Raw genomic sequence first — 16,570 nt, 5'->3', positions numbered from 1 at the left:
CTCTATTTTTTATAATAACACTAAATCAACAACTCTGGAATAAGATTACAAAACACACACTAAATATATGTAAGATTACGGAAAAAGACAGCCCAAAATTAATCAGGCTGCCTTAATAAAATTTTCAAATATGTATTAACTCTAGAGGAGTACTAATTGTTACCGGCTTCCTGCATTAACTCTTCATCTGTTTTTATTTCGTAGTTGGCACAAAAACTATTTATTACACCACAATTTTTAGGAGTAATTAAAACACATACATCATAATTTTTTTCTTGCCCTTTGAATGTATGTAAAAATTGAAATAAGTTTCTACCTGCTTCTACTGCTTCTCCATTAACAAACCATTCATAAATTACTCCCTCGTAATAAGTAGCAATCAAAGTTACTTCTTTACCTTCTGTTCCTCCACTTACGTCAAAAGTAACTTCCCCATCAACTTCACATAACTCTTCCTTGTCATTTTCCTCTTCTATAATTTCTTCTTCATTTTCTGTCTCCGAAGTATAGGTTTTGCACACTTCCTTAGCGGAAGGACATTCTTGAGTTTCCATCATTAAACAATACTGATCTCCATCTTGAGCATCATTATAGACGAATATACTTTCTGATGAATCAATTGTCTGACCATTGATTACCCATACAAATCCAAAAGGGTCTTCATTCTCTGTTTTTGTCAGCTTCACTTCATGGTCTCCAATTTTTTCAATTGTAAAATTTAAAGCAAAATCACAAGCTTTATTTTCATTTCCATTATCTTGATCTTCTTCATTTCCATTTTCATTAGCCTCATCTTCTTCGTTTTCATTTCCGTTTTCGTCATCCCCTTTATCTTCAGTTGGCTCCTGTTCTTCATTGTTTTCAATTTCATATACCTCACAAACTTTAGTTCCTTCTTCGCAACCATCTTTGGTTACTAATACACAAACATCAAACTTTTCTTCCTGTCCTTGAAAAGTGTATAGAATTTGAGACGCTGTTTCATTTGTAGTTACTTTTTGATCATTTACAAACCATTGGTAAGTGGCATCTTCAATAAAAGGAGCTACTAATGTCACTTCTCTTCCTTCAGTTCCTCCGCTTACATCAAATAGCAAATCTACTTCCAAAGTACAATCTACTTCTTTTTCACAAGCAATAAATGACATACAAGCTGCCAATACAAATACAATTTTTAATACGTAATTTTTCATAATTAGTGTTTTATTAATTTGATATGTATTAGTAACAGGCTTATGAATAATTACCCTACCCTAGAAAATAAAAAAAGCTCAAAAAAAAAATTTTTTGAGCTTTTTACTTAAAGTATACCTTATTTAAAATCAAACAGTTGACAATGCCTGTTCAATATCCTTAATAATATCATCAATATGTTCTAAACCTAGTGAACAACGTACCATCCCCGCGGTAATACCACAAGCCAGCTTATCCTCTTCTGCCAACTTAGCATGAGTTGTTGAAGCTGGATGCGTAACAATAGTTCGAGAATCTCCTAAATTTGCAGATAGTGAGCACATTTTTATACTATCAAAAAAAGTTTTCCCTCCAGCTACACCACCTTCCACTTCAAAGGCAACAATGGTACCTCCTAATTTCATTTGCTTTATAGCAATGTCATAATTAGGGTGAGATTTTAAAAATGGGTATTTTACCCACTTTACTTTTGGATGTTTTTCTAAATATTCGGCTAATTTTAATGCATTATCACATTGCCTATCGGCACGCACCGCTAAGGTCTCCAAACTTTTGGATAACACCCATGCATTAAAAGGAGACATTGAAGGCCCTGTTAGACGAGAAAACAAATAAATTTCTCTTATTAACTCTGCATTCCCCACAGTAACTCCACCTAATACTCGTCCCTGTCCATCAATTAATTTTGTGGCCGAGTGAATCACTAAATCGGCCCCAAACTTTATGGGATTTTGTAAGTAAGGAGTAGCAAAACAATTATCGACTATTAAAAGAATATTATGCTTTTTAGCTATTTTACTCAAGTATTCCATATCCAACACATCCACTCCCGGATTAGTTGGTGTTTCGCAATAAATGAACTTCGTATTAGGCTGAATTAAGCTCTCAACCTTAGTTACTTCATTTACTCCAAAATAACTTGTTTCAATATTCCATTTAGGAAAGTATTTAGTAAACAATCCATGGGTTGCTCCAAATACCGAACGTGCAGAAACTATATGGTCCCCAGAACTTAATAAAGCTGCAAATGTAGAATAGACCGCTGCCATTCCTGAAGCAAAAGCAAAACCTGCTTCGGCTCCTTCCATTTGACATATTTTATCAATAAATTCTGAAGTATTTGGATTACTATACCTGCTATATAAATCTCGTTGTTTTTCTTCAGCAAAGGAGGCTCTCATCTCTTCGGCATCATCAAAAACAAAACCTGATGTTAAATACAAGGGTACTGAATGTTCCTTATTTTCAGTACGCGCTACCTGACTTCGTACTGCTATAGTTTCAAAATGTTTATGCTTCTCCATTTTTTTCAACTTTTTCGCCGTTAACTACTACACTATAAGTTACCGTAGCTGTTGGTTCTAATGTTTTAGAAACCGAACAATATTTTTCAAATGATAATTCTGCTGCTTTTAAGGCTTTTTTTGGCGATACTTTACCTTCTATAAAAATGGTTGCATGTATCTCTGTAAACGGCTTAGCTTCTCCCATTGGAGTCCGCTCACCTGCTACTTCCATTTGATAGCTTGTAATTTCTTGTCGTTGTTTTTGTAAAATGCCTATCAAATCAATGCCACTACAACCAGCTACCCCCATTAGTAACAATTCCATAGGGCTTGCTCCTAAATCATCTCCCCCTTGTACTTTTCGTTTATCTAAATCAACTACATATCCACGATCATTTTTAACTTGAAAATGGAATTTTTCGTTTACTCTGTTTAATGTTACTTTCATAAATTTGGCTTTAGGCTTTTCAGTTATCTGTTATCAGCTTTATTTATTCTAAAAATCTTCTATCTATAGTTTTTACTTAAATATCGGTTCTAAAAAACCATCTAATTGATCATATTCTATTAAAAAGGCATCATGCCCATGGATGGATCGAATTACTTGATGGGTCACTTTTTGACCAGTTCGTTGTCTAATTTCGCGTAATTGGCTTACAGTAACTTTATCCTCTTTTAATGTAAATAACGCATCACTATCCACAGTTACTACATGGATATCGGCAGTTATGGCATACACGGCTTCCTTAAAGTTATTATATCCAGATGAAACATCAATGGTACTTAGTATATAATTTAATTGTTTGTAAGCACTTAATTGAAAACGTTCTTCTAATTTTTTACCATGATATTGTAACCAGCTTTCAATATTAAACATTCCCAAACTTTCGTTTTTGGTTCTATTGAATTTCATAGTAAATGATTCCGGTGTTCGATACATTAACATGGCATGCATACGAGCATCTTGCAATGGATTACATGAGTTTAATAAAATAGCATCTTGTATTTTAGTATTCGCAATTACCCAATCAGTAGCTTTCCAATCCGTTGCTACTACTACTAAATTTTTAGCTAAGTTTGGTTTTAACACCGAAAGCTCCCAAGCAATTCCTCCCCCTAGTGAGCCTCCTACATTAGCAAATAAACGTGTTATGTTTAATTCTTCTAGCGCAAGCGAAAACAAACGAGCAATATCCTTGGCTGTAAAAATTTTATAGTTATCATATAAATTTTCTGGTTTCCCATCATATCCATTTCCTGGTATATTAAATGCTACTACAGTGTATTTATTAGTGTCTACCACTTTTTCTGCCCCTACCAAACTATTCCACCAACCACGGGCACCACTTACTTGCGAGTTTCCCGTTAATGCATGCGTAACCAATACTATTGGAGCTGTTCCTAATTTGGGTCCAAACAGTTGATATGATAAATCGACATTAACTGTTTCACCTGCATAGGTGATATAATTTTCAATGGGTATGTAAGTAAGTTCTGAGTTCAATCCTTGCTTATTTTTACTAATAAGATGATGTTCAAGCAAGGTGAGATTATAAAAAATAATCTGTTGTTATCTATCCAAATAATTTAGGTAGAATTTAGCACCTTCTTTAATTACTCAAAGGGTTGCTAAGGTTTCACAGGGTCTAATCCCTCAACCTTTCTTGATAACATGCATCATGTAAATGAAACTTAGCTGCAAAGATACGTATTAATTTGAGTTGTAGAAATTTTTTTATTTCTAGTTTATTTAAATAAATGATAACAAACTTAGCCTTAACTTCTTTTAATTTATTTAAGAAAAAATTATCAACTAAGCTATTCGTTAAAACCAAAAACTTAGTTACATTCAACTAATAGTTACTGCTTTACAAAAAAGAAATTAACTAACCTCAAAATACTCTAAATACAAAACTCTTTTATGATAAAAACACTTATCCTAATGCTACTCATTTCGAATCTTTTTAACATAAATGCTCAAGGTATTGTGCTTGACCATTATACTCCGTTAAAGGATATTAATGGAAACACCATTGATCTGCATGAATTTGATCGATTAATGGATACCAATAAGTATACATTTAAAACTCATATCACTAATGATAAAGTACTGAAATACATTCAGCTGTTAGAAAAAACTGAAGCAGACATTTTACTTGAAAAAAAAGTTTTCGTAAAAACAGATAAAACCCAAGATACTATAGCGCCTAATTTTATAACTAAATCATTAAAGGGAAACACCTATGCTTTAGAAAAATTGAAAGGCAAAGTAGTTTTATTACATTTTTGGAACACCCAATTTAAACAATCCATAAAAAGTATATCAGTAATCGACTCTTTGTACGAAAAATATCAAGAAAATTCTGATATAGTACTATTATCTATTGACTTTGGAGCTCTCAATTCATTAAATAAATACTTAAATGAATACCCTCACAATTTTGAAATAATTAGTAATGGCGCTCAACACTTTAAAAAATACCCTGTTGCTTTTCCTAAGTTCATTTTAATTGATAAAAATGGAAATTACTTATTTCAATCTAAAGATTTAAAAAATATAGCGCATTCATTAATTGAACTTATCGACATAGAAACTAATAAAATATAACTCTAAATGAAATTTTTCTTAACCTTAATTCTCATAGTATTTACAAGATTAATTAGTACGGCACAAAATTTATATGTTCAAGAAAATCATCCTATAACTGCATCTGATTTTTATACTAAAACCAAAGTTGATAGTTCCTTTATTTCAAAAATTAACAGAAAATATGCCAATACTTGGATGTATATCGATTACAACACTGGAGATGATAACTATTGTAAAGGGCATGATACCTATCATAAAAAAAATAAAAACAGTTTTACTATCATTAATAACGACATAACGAAAACTGATATTTGGGTAGAACTTTTAATTATAAATGGTCAAAACTCTCACTCTATCGGCAGAAAGTGTTTTGTAAAATATAACGAGTCCTTTACCCTTAAAAATTTAAAAGAAGGCTTATATAATATTGAAGTCATTCATGGAAATAACTGGAAACAACCTTTAAATAATTCTGGCTGTTTAGGTCGTTTTGCAATAAATGAGTCCGTTACCTCATGGGTGTGTTCAAAAACCTATAACATTGAACGATTCAGCCACCATAAATATATTAGCTTAAATGAAAAGCACAACACACATTATGATAAAAAATTCAAAAAACTGGTTTGTGATTGATAAAAAAATCAAAAATAACTACACCACATTAGTATCTTCCTTTGCTTTAAAGGGAGTAATGATTAATCGAGATGCCTTGTCAAAATTAATATAGTTATATACCCAGTTAAATAACGTAACTACTTTATTACGAAATCCAACTAAAAAGATAAGATGTATAAACATCCAGATAAACCAAGCAAAAAAACCTCCAAAACGTAACTTATTAATATCGACTACGGCTTTATTACGCCCAATAGTTGCCATAGAGCCTTTATCAAAATACTTAAATACTTGTAAAGGCTTTCCATTATGCAAAGCCAATAAATTTTTAGCCAAATGCTTACCTTGCTGAATAGCAGGTTGTGCCACCATTGGATGACCACGTTCATAGCCATCAGTTTGCATTAAAGCAATATCTCCAATAGCAAACACCTCCTTGAAACCTTCAACCTGATTAAATTCATTTACCTTATAACGATTCGCTCTTTCAATTAATGCTTCACCATTAATACCTTCAATCGGAGCTCCTGTAACACCTGCTGACCATACAAAAGTAGCTGTCCTAAGTTTTAAATCCGTATTGGTTTCTACTAAATGATTTTCATAATTAGTCACAAAAGTATTTAAATGTAAGTGCACCCCTAATTTTCGTAAAAACTTTTCAGCATTTTTACTTGCTGCAGGACTCATTGGGGGTAAAATTCTATTGGCACTTTCAATTACATGAATTTCCATTTCAGAAAAATCCATATCTGGATAATCCCTTGGCAACACATTTGCCTTTAATTCCGCGAGTCCCCCTGCAAGCTCAACACCAGTAGGCCCTGCTCCAACAATAACAAAATTTAGTAATTCTTTTCTTAATTCAGGATCAGGAGTTATAACCGCCTGCTCCAAATTTTCGAGCATTAAACTTCGTAATTTGAGCGCTTGTGGTACACTTTTCATACGCATTGCATTACGCTCAATAGTTTTGTTTCCAAAAAAATTGGTTCGTGCTCCAGTTGCAATAACTAAATAGTCATAATTTATAGATCCTATATTTGTAGCCACTTCTTTTTTTGAGGTATCCACATGAGAAACTTCGGCCATTCGAAAAAAAGTGTTTTTCCCTTTTTTTACAATCTTACGTAAAGGATAGGCAATAGATTCTGGCTCTAACGAAGATGTAGACACCTGATATAATAAAGGTTGGAACGTATGATAATTTTGTCTATCCAATAAAACAATCTGAAAATCTTTACGAGTCACCAACTCTTTTGCTATGGAAACCCCGCCAAAGCCTCCTCCTATTATAACTACTCTTGGTTTGGTAGTATCGGGTATATTTAGTGTTAATGCCATAGTATAATATACAAAATTTACAGTACTAAACTCGTTTAAAAATAAGTTTAATACTACTGCAAGTAGCTAATTTATATACAAGAAAACAATAAAAAACACTTAATTATTTGCGATAACATTATAGCTAACAATTAGACTAACTGATCTGAAATAAAAAACTAGTAACACAAAAGATATTTATTGAAGTATTGATCACTTATCGGGAGGTTATACAAGTTATTAAGTAATATTTAAAAGTCTAAAAAAACATAAAAAGAAGTGCTAGTTTAAAGTTTATCTTTTAAATTTGCACTTTAATTTAAGGGATAGATTTGACTGATTGCAACCCTTGGTGATTATCACTAAAAATATGCTAAAGCCAGTGTAAACTTCTTTTGTATATTTCGTCTTATCTACTTTTTAAATCATTGTCTCGAAGAAAATCTACGAGTCATTTTTTAGCTAAATTTTATATTTCGGGAATTCCTGAAAAATATAACTCCACAATGTGGATAAAACAGTAAAATTAGATGTCATATTTATTTACCTCTGAAAGTGTATCGGAAGGACACCCAGACAAGATTGCTGATCAAATTAGTGATGCTTTAATTGATAATTTTTTGGCTTTTGATCCCGAATCAAAAGTTGCTTGTGAAACTTTAGTTACTACAGGTCAAGTGGTTTTAGCTGGTGAAGTAAAATCGAGCACCTATTTAGATGTTCAAAAAATAGCTCGTGAAACTATTAATAAAATTGGCTATACCAAGGGTGAATATATGTTTGACGGTAACTCTTGTGGAGTACTTTCTGCTATTCATGAACAAAGTGAAGATATTAATAGAGGAGTTGATCGTGCAACCAAAGAAGAACAAGGCGCTGGTGATCAAGGTATGATGTTTGGTTACGCTACGCGTGAAACAGAAAACTTTATGCCCTTAGCACTTGATCTTTCCCATAAACTACTTATTGAGCTAGGGAATTTACGTAGAGAAGCTGATGCTATTCCTTACTTAAGACCTGATGCTAAGGCACAAGTTACTATTGAATATAGTGATGACAATATACCACAACGTATTGAGGCTATTGTTGTATCCACTCAACATGATGATTTTGATGAAGATGATGCAATGTTAGCTAAAATTAGAAAAGATATTGTTGAAATTCTTATTCCTAGAGTTCAAGCTACACTTCCTGCTAATTTAGCAGCGTTGTTTAATAGCGATATTAAGTATCATATTAATCCAACAGGGAAATTTGTTATTGGAGGTCCCCACGGAGATGCTGGTTTAACTGGTCGTAAAATTATTGTTGATACTTACGGTGGAAAAGGAGCTCATGGTGGTGGGGCATTTTCAGGAAAAGATCCTAGTAAGGTAGATCGTTCTGCTGCATATGCAACGCGCCATATTGCTAAAAATTTAGTTGCAGCAGGGGTTGCTGATGAAGTTTTAGTACAAGTTTCATACGCTATTGGAGTTGTAGAGCCTATGGGTATATTTGTTGATACCTATGGTACAGCAAAAGTAAATTTAACTGACGGAGAAATTGCTAAACTAGTTTCCAAAATATTTGATATGCGTCCAGCTGCTATTGAAAGTCGTCTTAAATTGCGAAATCCAATTTATAGTGAAACAGCTGCTTATGGACATATGGGACGTAAAAACGAAGTAGTTACCAAAACTTTTTCGCAACCTGACGGTAACACAGTTACTACTGATGTTGAATTATTTACTTGGGAAAAACTTGATTATGTAGATAAAGTAAAAATAACTTTTGATATCTAGTATCACCTATACATATTAAAAAAACACTTTAAATTAAGTTTTATTTTCATTCAACTTTTATAAATACACTGAAATAAAACAACTTAATTCATTTAATCTCTAAAGGAGTAATTCTTTTAGAGATTTTTTTATGCCATAAAAATTTTAGCAATATCATTATACATACACATAAGTAAACTCATTTTTTCAACTATTAAATCATTTAATCTATTTTTTAAGTATTAAAACGATAAAAAAAGATCATTATTTAAAATATAAACATTATTTTTGAGGTCTAATTCCTACTTTATTTATGAACTTAAAAGATCTCATTTTTTATTACCAAAATCGATTTTTTGGAAAAAAAGAAAATTCAGAATATTTAAAAGAAATTGACCAAATTAGAAAAGAGGCTAGTTTAGATGACATAGAAGATTTAGACATAGAGGATAATGAAAAGTTAGCATCCTAGACAAGAACAATACAATCAATTTCCTTTAATAAACTACCACAATCATAACAATAGGATTATTAGAGGTTATCTTAACACTAAGTATAAGTCTATTATTTAGCAAGCGATAACTCTTCTTTAATTAAAATTTAAAAACTAAGACTTACCACTTCCAATTTTAATATAATCATAGTCCTACTCCAAGAAAACGATATAGTATTTTTAACTGAAAAAAACTTAGAAAAATATGTATTTTAACCTATTTTTTTGTCATTAATGGATTTTATGAGTATTTTTTTGTAAATTTATAACTACATTGAAATAAAAATAAGAATTATGGATTTTTCAAACTTACATTTTTACTATTTGAATCGTTTTTCAACAGATAAGAATACTTCTGAGATTCTTAATAAAACATTAATTAAAGAATTAAAAGATATTGTTACTGCTAATAATATAGCTTCGACCAAGGAAGAAGATTCAATCAATAACAAGATTGCTTCGTAGATATAAAATTGTTTTAATAATTCCTACAAACTACTTTACCAACGTATTACCCCTTACTATGTATTTATTTTTCTCCTTATAATATCCGATACTGATACTATTTTCTAGGTTAGGAATTTAAATATTAGGCCATTTAAGTTGATCGTTGAAAATTATTGACGAATAATACATCGGTTTGCCTTAGTATATTTTTTATTTCGTCTCATAAGACCAATATCAGATATACAACTAAAACTTAGCAATATCCACTTTACATAAGGATATGACTTATCTCAGTTATTATAAAAAAGTTCATCCTACTCTTATAGCAAAATGAACTTTTCCAAAAAAATCTTATTCTTGGACTTAAAAATTAGCGTCCATGCACAGCAATTTGAAATCTAGAAACTTTAACATATGGAAATCCATTAGCTACTCTATTATTCCAAGAGTCTAAAGATACACCTCGGAAATTTGGCCGACGACCTGCAACTACAGTAAGTCGAGATAAACGACTTGTACTAGATCTAAATCGCATTCTGGAAATTCTAGTATTAACGAAAACATTGACAGGTGTTCCTACTCTATTAGAATAGTAAAATACTTTTCGATAACTTCGCACTCTTTCACTATTGAATCTAAAAAATTCAACAACTGCTCTGATACGTCCATTTTTTTCAATACTTTCATTTTCTAAAATTTCTTGTTTTTCAAATGACAAATCCAATTGTTCATTATGCATCAATTGTTCCGCTTCAGTATCATATAAATAATAATCTGTTTTTTTAGGAGTACTATTGACAAAGAAAAATTCGGGTTGTTTTATTAAACTACTTAATTTTTCGTTATTCATAACCTCTGCTTTGGTATAGGTTTTTCCTTTGTAAATAAGGTTGTCAAAATCTGACTTATCAATATCACCTATTGTTATCTCTTCATTTGCAGAAACATTAGATTGAACTTGTTCATCTGGGATATTAAATGACCCAGAGTCATTCTCCTTTTCACAGGATACTAACATCAATATAGCACTAAAGGCAACTAATAAAATTTTAAAATTTTTCATTGTTAATGATTTTTAAATTAATGATTTATGTTATACTATATATACGTTTACCCTCCTATTTCACCCCACCCCCTTATTCATAAAAAATTAATTCATTATTAAAAAGCAAAAGTTGCTTTTGAAACCACAGTTTATATGAAGATCATCTAATTTTAAACTAGAATTATATCAAATCACCTAAGAGCATATTGAGTTTTATAACACCAAAAGAAGTGATAAAGAAATAAGGAAGTGCCCCTCTAATTTAATATTTAATCAAAAAAATAGATTTAGCAATAATTAAACGTAAACTTAGCTCGCTAAGGATTAGGAGTCAAAATAGCATCAATAATTTTTAATGCATCATCTCTAGAGTTTTCAATAAAATAAGCACTGGTTTTCATTCCAGATTTTATTACACCCGCAACAAATACATTAGGCAAACTTGTTTCCAACGTAATCTCATTATGCAATGGTATTTTTTGAGCATCTGCCGAAATTGGAATACCTAATTTCCTAAACAAAGAATAATCTGGCTGATAGCCTGTCATTGCTAATACAAAATCATTTTTTAATATAACTTCTCCTTTAGGAGTTTCCAATACCACTGAGGTAGTCTTAATTTCTTTAATATTGGTTCCAAAATAAGCTTTAATACTTCCTTCTTTAATTCTATTTTCAATATTTGGCTTTATCCAATATTTAACTCTTGTATTAATTTCTCTCCCCCTAATAACCATGGTTACCTCAGCATTCTTATGATATAATTCCAATGCAATGTCACATGCAGAGTTAGCTGCACCTACTACTAATACTTTTTTACCTACATAAGGATGAGCATCATCATAAAAGTGTTTTACCTTAGGTAATGATTCCCCTGCAACATTCATTAATCTAGCGGTATCATAAAAACCTGTACTTACAACTACATGTTTAGTTTTCAAAACACCTTTAGGAGTTTCAATTATATAATTATCATTAGCTAACCTATCCAAAGACATAGCTTCACAAAAGGTAATCACATTTAAATCCCAGGTATCTACTACCCTGCGATAATACTCCAAAGCCTCTGCTCTTGTAGGCTTATCATTGTGCGAAATAAATGGTACATCTCCAATTTCCAACAATTTAGAAGTGGAGAAAAAAGTCATATTAGTCGGAAAATTATATATCGAATTAACCAACACTCCTTTTTCCAAAATTAGTGCTGACAATCCTTTTTTTTGGGCTTCAATAGCACAGCATAAACCTATGGGACCAGCACCAATTATAATGATATCATATACAGAATTCTCCATAACTAATTATCTATTTCTCCAAAAAAACGGGGTAAATAAAATCAGTACTGTAAAAAGCTCTAAACGACCTATTAACATTAAAAATGAACACCACCATTTACCAACATCTGGTAATGAATTAAAGTTATTCACTGGACTTAATTGTCCTAAACCAGGCCCTACATTTCCTAAAGATGTGGCCGCTCCACCTATAGCCGTCTGAAAATCAAGTCCCATTAATCCAAAAACTAGTGCACCTATTATAAACGATAACATATATAAAATAAAGAAACCTAATATGGTAAATACAATTTCACGAGTTACCGCTCTAGTATTATACCTTACCGGTAATACCGCATTGGGATGTAAGGTTCTTTTGAATTCTAAAAAACCATTTTTAATAGTAATTATATGTCTCACTACCTTGATTCCTCCCGATGTTGACCCTGCGGATCCCCCTGAAAACATGAGCCCAAAAAACAATACCGTTAAAAATGGAGTCCACATGGTATAGTCCGCACTAACAAATCCAGTAGTAGTTACCACTGCTAATACTTGAAAAATAGCATGCCTAAATGAGCTTTCCGCTTTACCCCACACCATTGGATGATCAATTGTCGAATTGGCTGGATCTGCCTGAAAATAGATAAATAATGCTACGATAATAGAAAATCCTAAAACATACGTAGCATAATATCGAAACTCCTCATCCTGTAATACTTTTTGAACTTTTCCCTTAAAAGCAAAATAACTTAGTACGAAATTTGCCCCTGCCAAAAACATAAATACAATGATAATCCATTGTATTAACGGATTATCATTCCAATGTGCTGCACTTGCATTTTTTGTTGAAAAACCTCCTGTTGACAACGTACTCATCGCATGATTAATCGCATCAAAAAAGTTCATCCCTGCTAACTTGAGTAATATCGTTTCTGCCACAGTATAGCCTACATAAATTAGCCATAATCGTTTTGCTGTATCCGTTATTCTAGGATGCAGTTTATCGGCACTAGGTCCTGGGGCTTCTGCAGAAAATAATTGCATCCCACCTATACCCAATAAAGGCAAAATAGCAATAGCCAATACTATAATCCCCATACCGCCTATCCAATGCGTTAAGCTTCGCCAAAATAAAATTCCTTTTGGTATAATTTCAATATCATCTAAAATAGATGCACCGGTCGTAGTATAGCCCGACATGGTTTCAAAAAAAGCATTCGTAAAATAAGGAATAGCTTCCGAAAACAAATAAGGCAATGTCCCACTAAATGACATAAAGACCCATCCAAAAGTTACCACAATATACCCTTCTCTTTTTCCTAAATCCTTTTGATGTTCACGAGTAAAAAACATGAAACTTAACCCCGTAAAAATCGTAAGCATTGAAGCTAAAGCAATTTTTATGGTTACTCCGTCATGATACAAGAAACTAACCAATGTAGCCAACAACATAAACCCACCATTACAAACTAATAGCAGCCCCATGATATAAAATATAATTTTGTAATTTAATCTTGGCATTTACACAAAAAGTTTTTCTACTTGAACAATGGCTTTGGGCAGGCAACAAACCACTACTTTATCGGCAGGTTTAATTTTAAAATCTCCTAAAGGTATTAAGCCTTCATCTCCCCTAACTACTCCTGCGATAATTGCCGAACGTGGAAAATCAATTTCTTTAATAATAGTATTAGCTACTTTCGAGGTATATTTCACTTCAAACTCTAATAATTCGGCATTCATATTATTCAATTTGGTCATGGCCAACACCTCACCTCTACGGACGTATCTAAAAATTGAATTCGCTGCTAGGAGCTTTTTATTGATTAACGTATCCACACCAATGGAGTGTGATAATTGAAAATAATCCATATTTTCGACCAAAGCAATTGTTTTAGCTACTCCTTTTGATTTTGCAATTAAGCATGACATAATATTTGTTTCCGAATTCCCTGTTACCGCTACAAAAGCATCCATGTCATGTAAATTTTCTTCTTCAAGTAACTCTACATTACGGCCATCCCCATTTATTACCAATGCTTTAGGAAGGTTATCTGCTAAATCAAAGGCTTTATCTGCTGATTTTTCAACCAACTTAATATTAAATTTATTCGCACATAAATCTTTTGTAGCCTTAGCCCCAATTTTACTTCCTCCTAAAATCATGACATCCTTGATTTTAGTTTTTTCCTTTCCAGTTAATTTATATAATTCATCAACTCCCTCTCGCGAGGTTATAAAATACACCTGATCCCCTTCTCTAAACTCAGTAGATCCCCTAGGGATGATGGTAAATTGTGTTCCTGAACGCTGAATAGCAATAGGAATAAAATGTAGTTCTGGAAATATTTTTGCAGCTTCCTGAACTGTTTTTCCAACAAAAGGAGCTTCAACCGAAAGGGTCGTTCCTACCATTATTAATGCGCCATTATCAAATTGATACGTATCATCAAATGCAGATTGATTTAATAATAGACTAATTTCATTAGCCGCTAATGTTTCTGGCGAAATCAACTCATCAATTCCAAATTTTTTAAAACCAATATCTTCATCATTGTCAATAAACTCAGTATTTGATATGTTAGCTATGGATTGACCAACTCCTAACTCATTGGCAAGCACACCAATGGTAATATTTGCTGTTTCAACACCTGTAACCGCAATAATTAAATCTGCTTTACCTACATTGGCATTTTTTAATACACTAATTGATGTTGCATCACCTTTTACAGCACGAATATCTAAATGATTTTCGGCATATGCGAGTGCATCTTTATCTAAATCAATAAGTGTAATATCTTGAGATTCAAACGAAAGTAATTTTGCTAAGTGAAAACCTACTTCACCAGCTCCTGCAATAATAATTTTCATGCAATGCTAATTTTTAAAAGTGCTCGATAAGAAACAAATACACTTTTAACTCTCAACAAATATAATGCAATTACCAAAAACCAAAACATATTAAATTCATATTATATTTAAACTATATCAGATTAAAAAAATCAAATCCTCTTTATCTCATACGTTTCCAAAATCCTATATTTGCTTAAATTTTCAATTATGCCCAAAAATGTTACCCCATATAAAAATTCATCAGCAAGCAAAAAAGAGCAAGTAGCCTCTATGTTTGATACTATTTCTGGTCATTATGATGGATTAAATCGTGTCATTTCTTTTGGTATTGATATTAAATGGCGTAACAAAGTGGTTGCATTAGTTAAAGAAACCAAACCTCAACGTATTTTAGATGTAGCTACAGGTACTGGGGATTTAGCAATCAATTTAGTCCGCACGGGTGCTTCTGAAATTATTGGCCTTGATATTTCTTCGGGCATGCTTGAAGTTGGAAAGGAAAAAATTTCTCAAAAAAAATTAGATTCCACCATTACAATGGTATTGGGTGATGGCGAAAAAATAGAGTACCCAGATAATTACTTTGACGCTATTACTGTATCTTTTGGTGTGAGAAATTTTGAACATTTAGAACAAGGACTTTCTGAAATTTTTAGAGTACTGAAACCTGGAGGTATTTTTGTAGTCTTAGAAACCTCTGTTCCTACAAAAACACCTTTTAAACAAGGCTATGCGTTTTATACCCGACGTATTTTACCTTTAATAGGAAAGGCATTTTCTAAAGATAAAGTGGCCTATCAATACCTTTCGGAAAGTGCAGCTGTTTTTCCTTACGGAGAAGCATTCAACAATATTTTGACAAAAATTGGGTTTAAGAATACAGTAGACCACCCACAAACTTTTGGTGTGGCTACTATTTATACCGCTACCAAATAATGATGAAGAGAATTTTAGCCATATGTTTTGTATTTATTTGTGCTCAGCAAATTGGAGCTCAAGGAATGTTTACTAAGGAACGTTTATTAAACAGAGAAAACCACGATAAACAAAAATACCGATGGGGGTATTATCTTGGTTTTAACTCTCTAGATTTCAAAATTGATTATACTGCCGACAGAATTAATACACTAAAAGACGGAATTACACCTACTACACCCAGTACTCAAGATATTGTTACAAACAAAGCAATGGGTTTTAACGTAGGATTGATTGGAAACCTTAGAATAAATGATTATTTAGATTTAAGAACTGAGCCTGGTGTTATTTTCAACACACGTGAATTATACTTCCCTAATTTAGGCCCTAATGAAAGTGATAAAATAAGGGAAATTAAAACTACTGCAGTTCATTTACCGTTACTACTAAAACTATCCACTAAACGATTAAATAACTTTAAGCCTTTTGTAGTTGGCGGTGTTTCTACTTCTATTAACCTTTCTAGTAATGAAGATAACCCTGATGATAATAGCTCTGGACAGTTTAGAACAACCACTAACTTTTATTCCTATGAATTAGGCTTTGGAATCGATTTCTTTTTGCCTTATTTTAAATTCACACCATCAATAAGAGGTATTTTTTCAATGACAGACGAAACTATACCAGATATGGATCCAAATAGTAATTATACCGCGCAAATCGACAAACTAAGTACTAGAGGTATTTTTATTAATTTCACTTTTCAATA

16 protein-coding genes and 1 riboswitch are annotated in these 16,570 nt (G+C 32.1%); of the genes, 7 read left to right on the top strand and 9 right to left on the bottom strand.

Translation table 11 applies throughout. The annotated features are described in order from the left end of the window. Positions 1-152 precede the first annotated feature (152 nt). The 4 genes from KQA_RS0211550 to KQA_RS0211535 form a co-directional block, all read right to left on the bottom strand. Positions 153-1,193 (bottom strand): hypothetical protein, encoded by a 1,041-nt coding sequence (locus KQA_RS0211550; protein ID WP_010181290.1) that lies wholly within the window; start codon positions 1,191-1,193, stop codon positions 153-155. A 129-nt stretch (positions 1,194-1,322) separates the two neighbouring features. Then, positions 1,323-2,498 carry a trans-sulfuration enzyme family protein gene (locus KQA_RS0211545; RefSeq protein WP_010181289.1) on the bottom strand — a complete coding sequence of 392 codons (1,176 nt, stop codon included), beginning with the start codon at positions 2,496-2,498 and terminating at the stop codon, positions 1,323-1,325. After that, on the bottom strand, positions 2,485-2,928 hold the full coding sequence (locus KQA_RS0211540) for an OsmC family protein (RefSeq protein WP_010181288.1): 444 nt from the start codon (positions 2,926-2,928) through the stop codon (positions 2,485-2,487). The genes KQA_RS0211545 and KQA_RS0211540 overlap by 14 nt, the downstream gene beginning before the upstream one ends. Before the next feature lie 72 nt (positions 2,929-3,000). Further along, positions 3,001-3,984 (bottom strand): alpha/beta fold hydrolase, encoded by a 984-nt coding sequence (locus tag KQA_RS0211535; RefSeq protein WP_029209570.1) that lies wholly within the window; start codon positions 3,982-3,984, stop codon positions 3,001-3,003. Between the two features lie 63 nt (positions 3,985-4,047). Next, a riboswitch (SAM riboswitch) is annotated at positions 4,048-4,154 on the bottom strand. Positions 4,155-4,401: 247 nt separating this feature from the next. On the opposite strand from KQA_RS0211535, the gene KQA_RS0211525 reads away from it, so the two are divergent. Both KQA_RS0211525 and KQA_RS0211520 read left to right on the top strand, forming a co-directional pair. After that, positions 4,402-5,088 (top strand): TlpA family protein disulfide reductase, encoded by a 687-nt coding sequence (locus KQA_RS0211525; RefSeq protein ID WP_029209569.1) that lies wholly within the window; start codon positions 4,402-4,404, stop codon positions 5,086-5,088. A gap of 6 nt (positions 5,089-5,094) precedes the next feature. After that, positions 5,095-5,703, top strand: a complete 609-nt coding sequence (locus KQA_RS0211520) for a hypothetical protein (protein ID WP_010181281.1) — start codon at positions 5,095-5,097, stop codon at positions 5,701-5,703. 18 nt (positions 5,704-5,721) lie between these two features. Here KQA_RS0211520 and KQA_RS0211515 read toward each other — a convergent pair whose 3' ends face one another. Next, positions 5,722-7,029, bottom strand: a complete 1,308-nt coding sequence (locus KQA_RS0211515) for an NAD(P)/FAD-dependent oxidoreductase (RefSeq protein ID WP_010181279.1) — start codon at positions 7,027-7,029, stop codon at positions 5,722-5,724. A gap of 509 nt (positions 7,030-7,538) precedes the next feature. Here KQA_RS0211515 and metK point away from each other — a divergent pair. The 3 genes from metK (at position 7,539) to KQA_RS20285 (ending at position 9,729) form a co-directional block, all read left to right on the top strand. Next, the gene (gene metK, locus KQA_RS0211510; protein WP_010181277.1) at positions 7,539-8,792 is read left to right on the top strand and encodes a methionine adenosyltransferase; all 1,254 of its coding nucleotides are present in this window, start codon (positions 7,539-7,541) and stop codon (positions 8,790-8,792) included. A gap of 292 nt (positions 8,793-9,084) precedes the next feature. Then, on the top strand, positions 9,085-9,243 hold the full coding sequence (locus KQA_RS20290; protein ID WP_157366669.1) for a hypothetical protein: 159 nt from the start codon (positions 9,085-9,087) through the stop codon (positions 9,241-9,243). 315 nt (positions 9,244-9,558) lie between these two features. Then, positions 9,559-9,729, top strand: a complete 171-nt coding sequence (locus KQA_RS20285) for a hypothetical protein (protein ID WP_157366668.1) — start codon at positions 9,559-9,561, stop codon at positions 9,727-9,729. 352 nt (positions 9,730-10,081) lie between these two features. Here KQA_RS20285 and KQA_RS0211495 read toward each other — a convergent pair whose 3' ends face one another. The 4 genes from KQA_RS0211495 to trkA all read right to left on the bottom strand — a co-directional run bounded on the left by KQA_RS0211495 (position 10,082) and on the right by trkA (position 14,904). Further along, positions 10,082-10,774: a hypothetical protein gene (locus KQA_RS0211495; protein WP_010181275.1), complete on the bottom strand. Its 693-nt coding sequence runs from the start codon at positions 10,772-10,774 to the stop codon at positions 10,082-10,084. Positions 10,775-11,073: 299 nt separating this feature from the next. Beyond that, positions 11,074-12,051 carry a YpdA family putative bacillithiol disulfide reductase gene (locus tag KQA_RS0211490; protein WP_010181273.1) on the bottom strand — a complete coding sequence of 326 codons (978 nt, stop codon included), beginning with the start codon at positions 12,049-12,051 and terminating at the stop codon, positions 11,074-11,076. A gap of 6 nt (positions 12,052-12,057) precedes the next feature. Beyond that, positions 12,058-13,554 (bottom strand): TrkH family potassium uptake protein, encoded by a 1,497-nt coding sequence (locus tag KQA_RS0211485; RefSeq protein WP_010181271.1) that lies wholly within the window; start codon positions 13,552-13,554, stop codon positions 12,058-12,060. Then, positions 13,555-14,904, bottom strand: a complete 1,350-nt coding sequence (gene trkA / locus KQA_RS0211480) for a Trk system potassium transporter TrkA (protein WP_010181268.1) — start codon at positions 14,902-14,904, stop codon at positions 13,555-13,557. 189 nt (positions 14,905-15,093) lie between these two features. On the opposite strand from trkA, the gene ubiE reads away from it, so the two are divergent. Both ubiE and porT read left to right on the top strand, forming a co-directional pair. Further along, a complete protein-coding gene (ubiE, locus tag KQA_RS0211470) occupies positions 15,094-15,822 on the top strand; it encodes a bifunctional demethylmenaquinone methyltransferase/2-methoxy-6-polyprenyl-1,4-benzoquinol methylase UbiE (RefSeq protein ID WP_010181266.1) in 729 nt (242 codons plus the stop codon). Positions 15,823-15,824: 2 nt separating this feature from the next. Continuing rightward, positions 15,825-16,570: type IX secretion/gliding motility protein PorT/SprT (porT, locus tag KQA_RS18915; RefSeq protein ID WP_010181264.1), on the top strand; the 746-nt coding region annotated here is incomplete at its 3' end.

Origin of the sequence: Aquimarina agarilytica ZC1, from assembly GCF_000255455.1 — a bacterium.
GTDB lineage: Bacteria > Bacteroidota > Bacteroidia > Flavobacteriales > Flavobacteriaceae > Aquimarina > Aquimarina agarilytica.
The sequence above is the reverse complement of the archived record's forward strand: the minus strand, read 5'-3'. Positions and strand labels throughout refer to the sequence as shown.

Coding starts and splice junctions, on each gene's coding strand:
- KQA_RS0211550 (WP_010181290.1), bottom strand. CDS start 1,193: ATGAAAAATTACGTATTAAAAATTGTATTTGTATTGGCAGCTTGTATG.
- KQA_RS0211545 (WP_010181289.1), bottom strand. CDS start 2,498: ATGGAGAAGCATAAACATTTTGAAACTATAGCAGTACGAAGTCAGGTA.
- KQA_RS0211540 (WP_010181288.1), bottom strand. CDS start 2,928: ATGAAAGTAACATTAAACAGAGTAAACGAAAAATTCCATTTTCAAGTT.
- KQA_RS0211525 (WP_029209569.1), top strand. CDS start 4,402: ATGATAAAAACACTTATCCTAATGCTACTCATTTCGAATCTTTTTAAC.
- KQA_RS0211520 (WP_010181281.1), top strand. CDS start 5,095: ATGAAATTTTTCTTAACCTTAATTCTCATAGTATTTACAAGATTAATT.
- KQA_RS0211515 (WP_010181279.1), bottom strand. CDS start 7,029: ATGGCATTAACACTAAATATACCCGATACTACCAAACCAAGAGTAGTT.
- metK (WP_010181277.1), top strand. CDS start 7,539: ATGTCATATTTATTTACCTCTGAAAGTGTATCGGAAGGACACCCAGAC.
- KQA_RS20290 (WP_157366669.1), top strand. CDS start 9,085: ATGAACTTAAAAGATCTCATTTTTTATTACCAAAATCGATTTTTTGGA.
- KQA_RS20285 (WP_157366668.1), top strand. CDS start 9,559: ATGGATTTTTCAAACTTACATTTTTACTATTTGAATCGTTTTTCAACA.
- KQA_RS0211495 (WP_010181275.1), bottom strand. CDS start 10,774: ATGAAAAATTTTAAAATTTTATTAGTTGCCTTTAGTGCTATATTGATG.
- KQA_RS0211490 (WP_010181273.1), bottom strand. CDS start 12,051: ATGGAGAATTCTGTATATGATATCATTATAATTGGTGCTGGTCCCATA.
- KQA_RS0211485 (WP_010181271.1), bottom strand. CDS start 13,554: ATGCCAAGATTAAATTACAAAATTATATTTTATATCATGGGGCTGCTA.
- trkA (WP_010181268.1), bottom strand. CDS start 14,904: ATGAAAATTATTATTGCAGGAGCTGGTGAAGTAGGTTTTCACTTAGCA.
- ubiE (WP_010181266.1), top strand. CDS start 15,094: ATGCCCAAAAATGTTACCCCATATAAAAATTCATCAGCAAGCAAAAAA.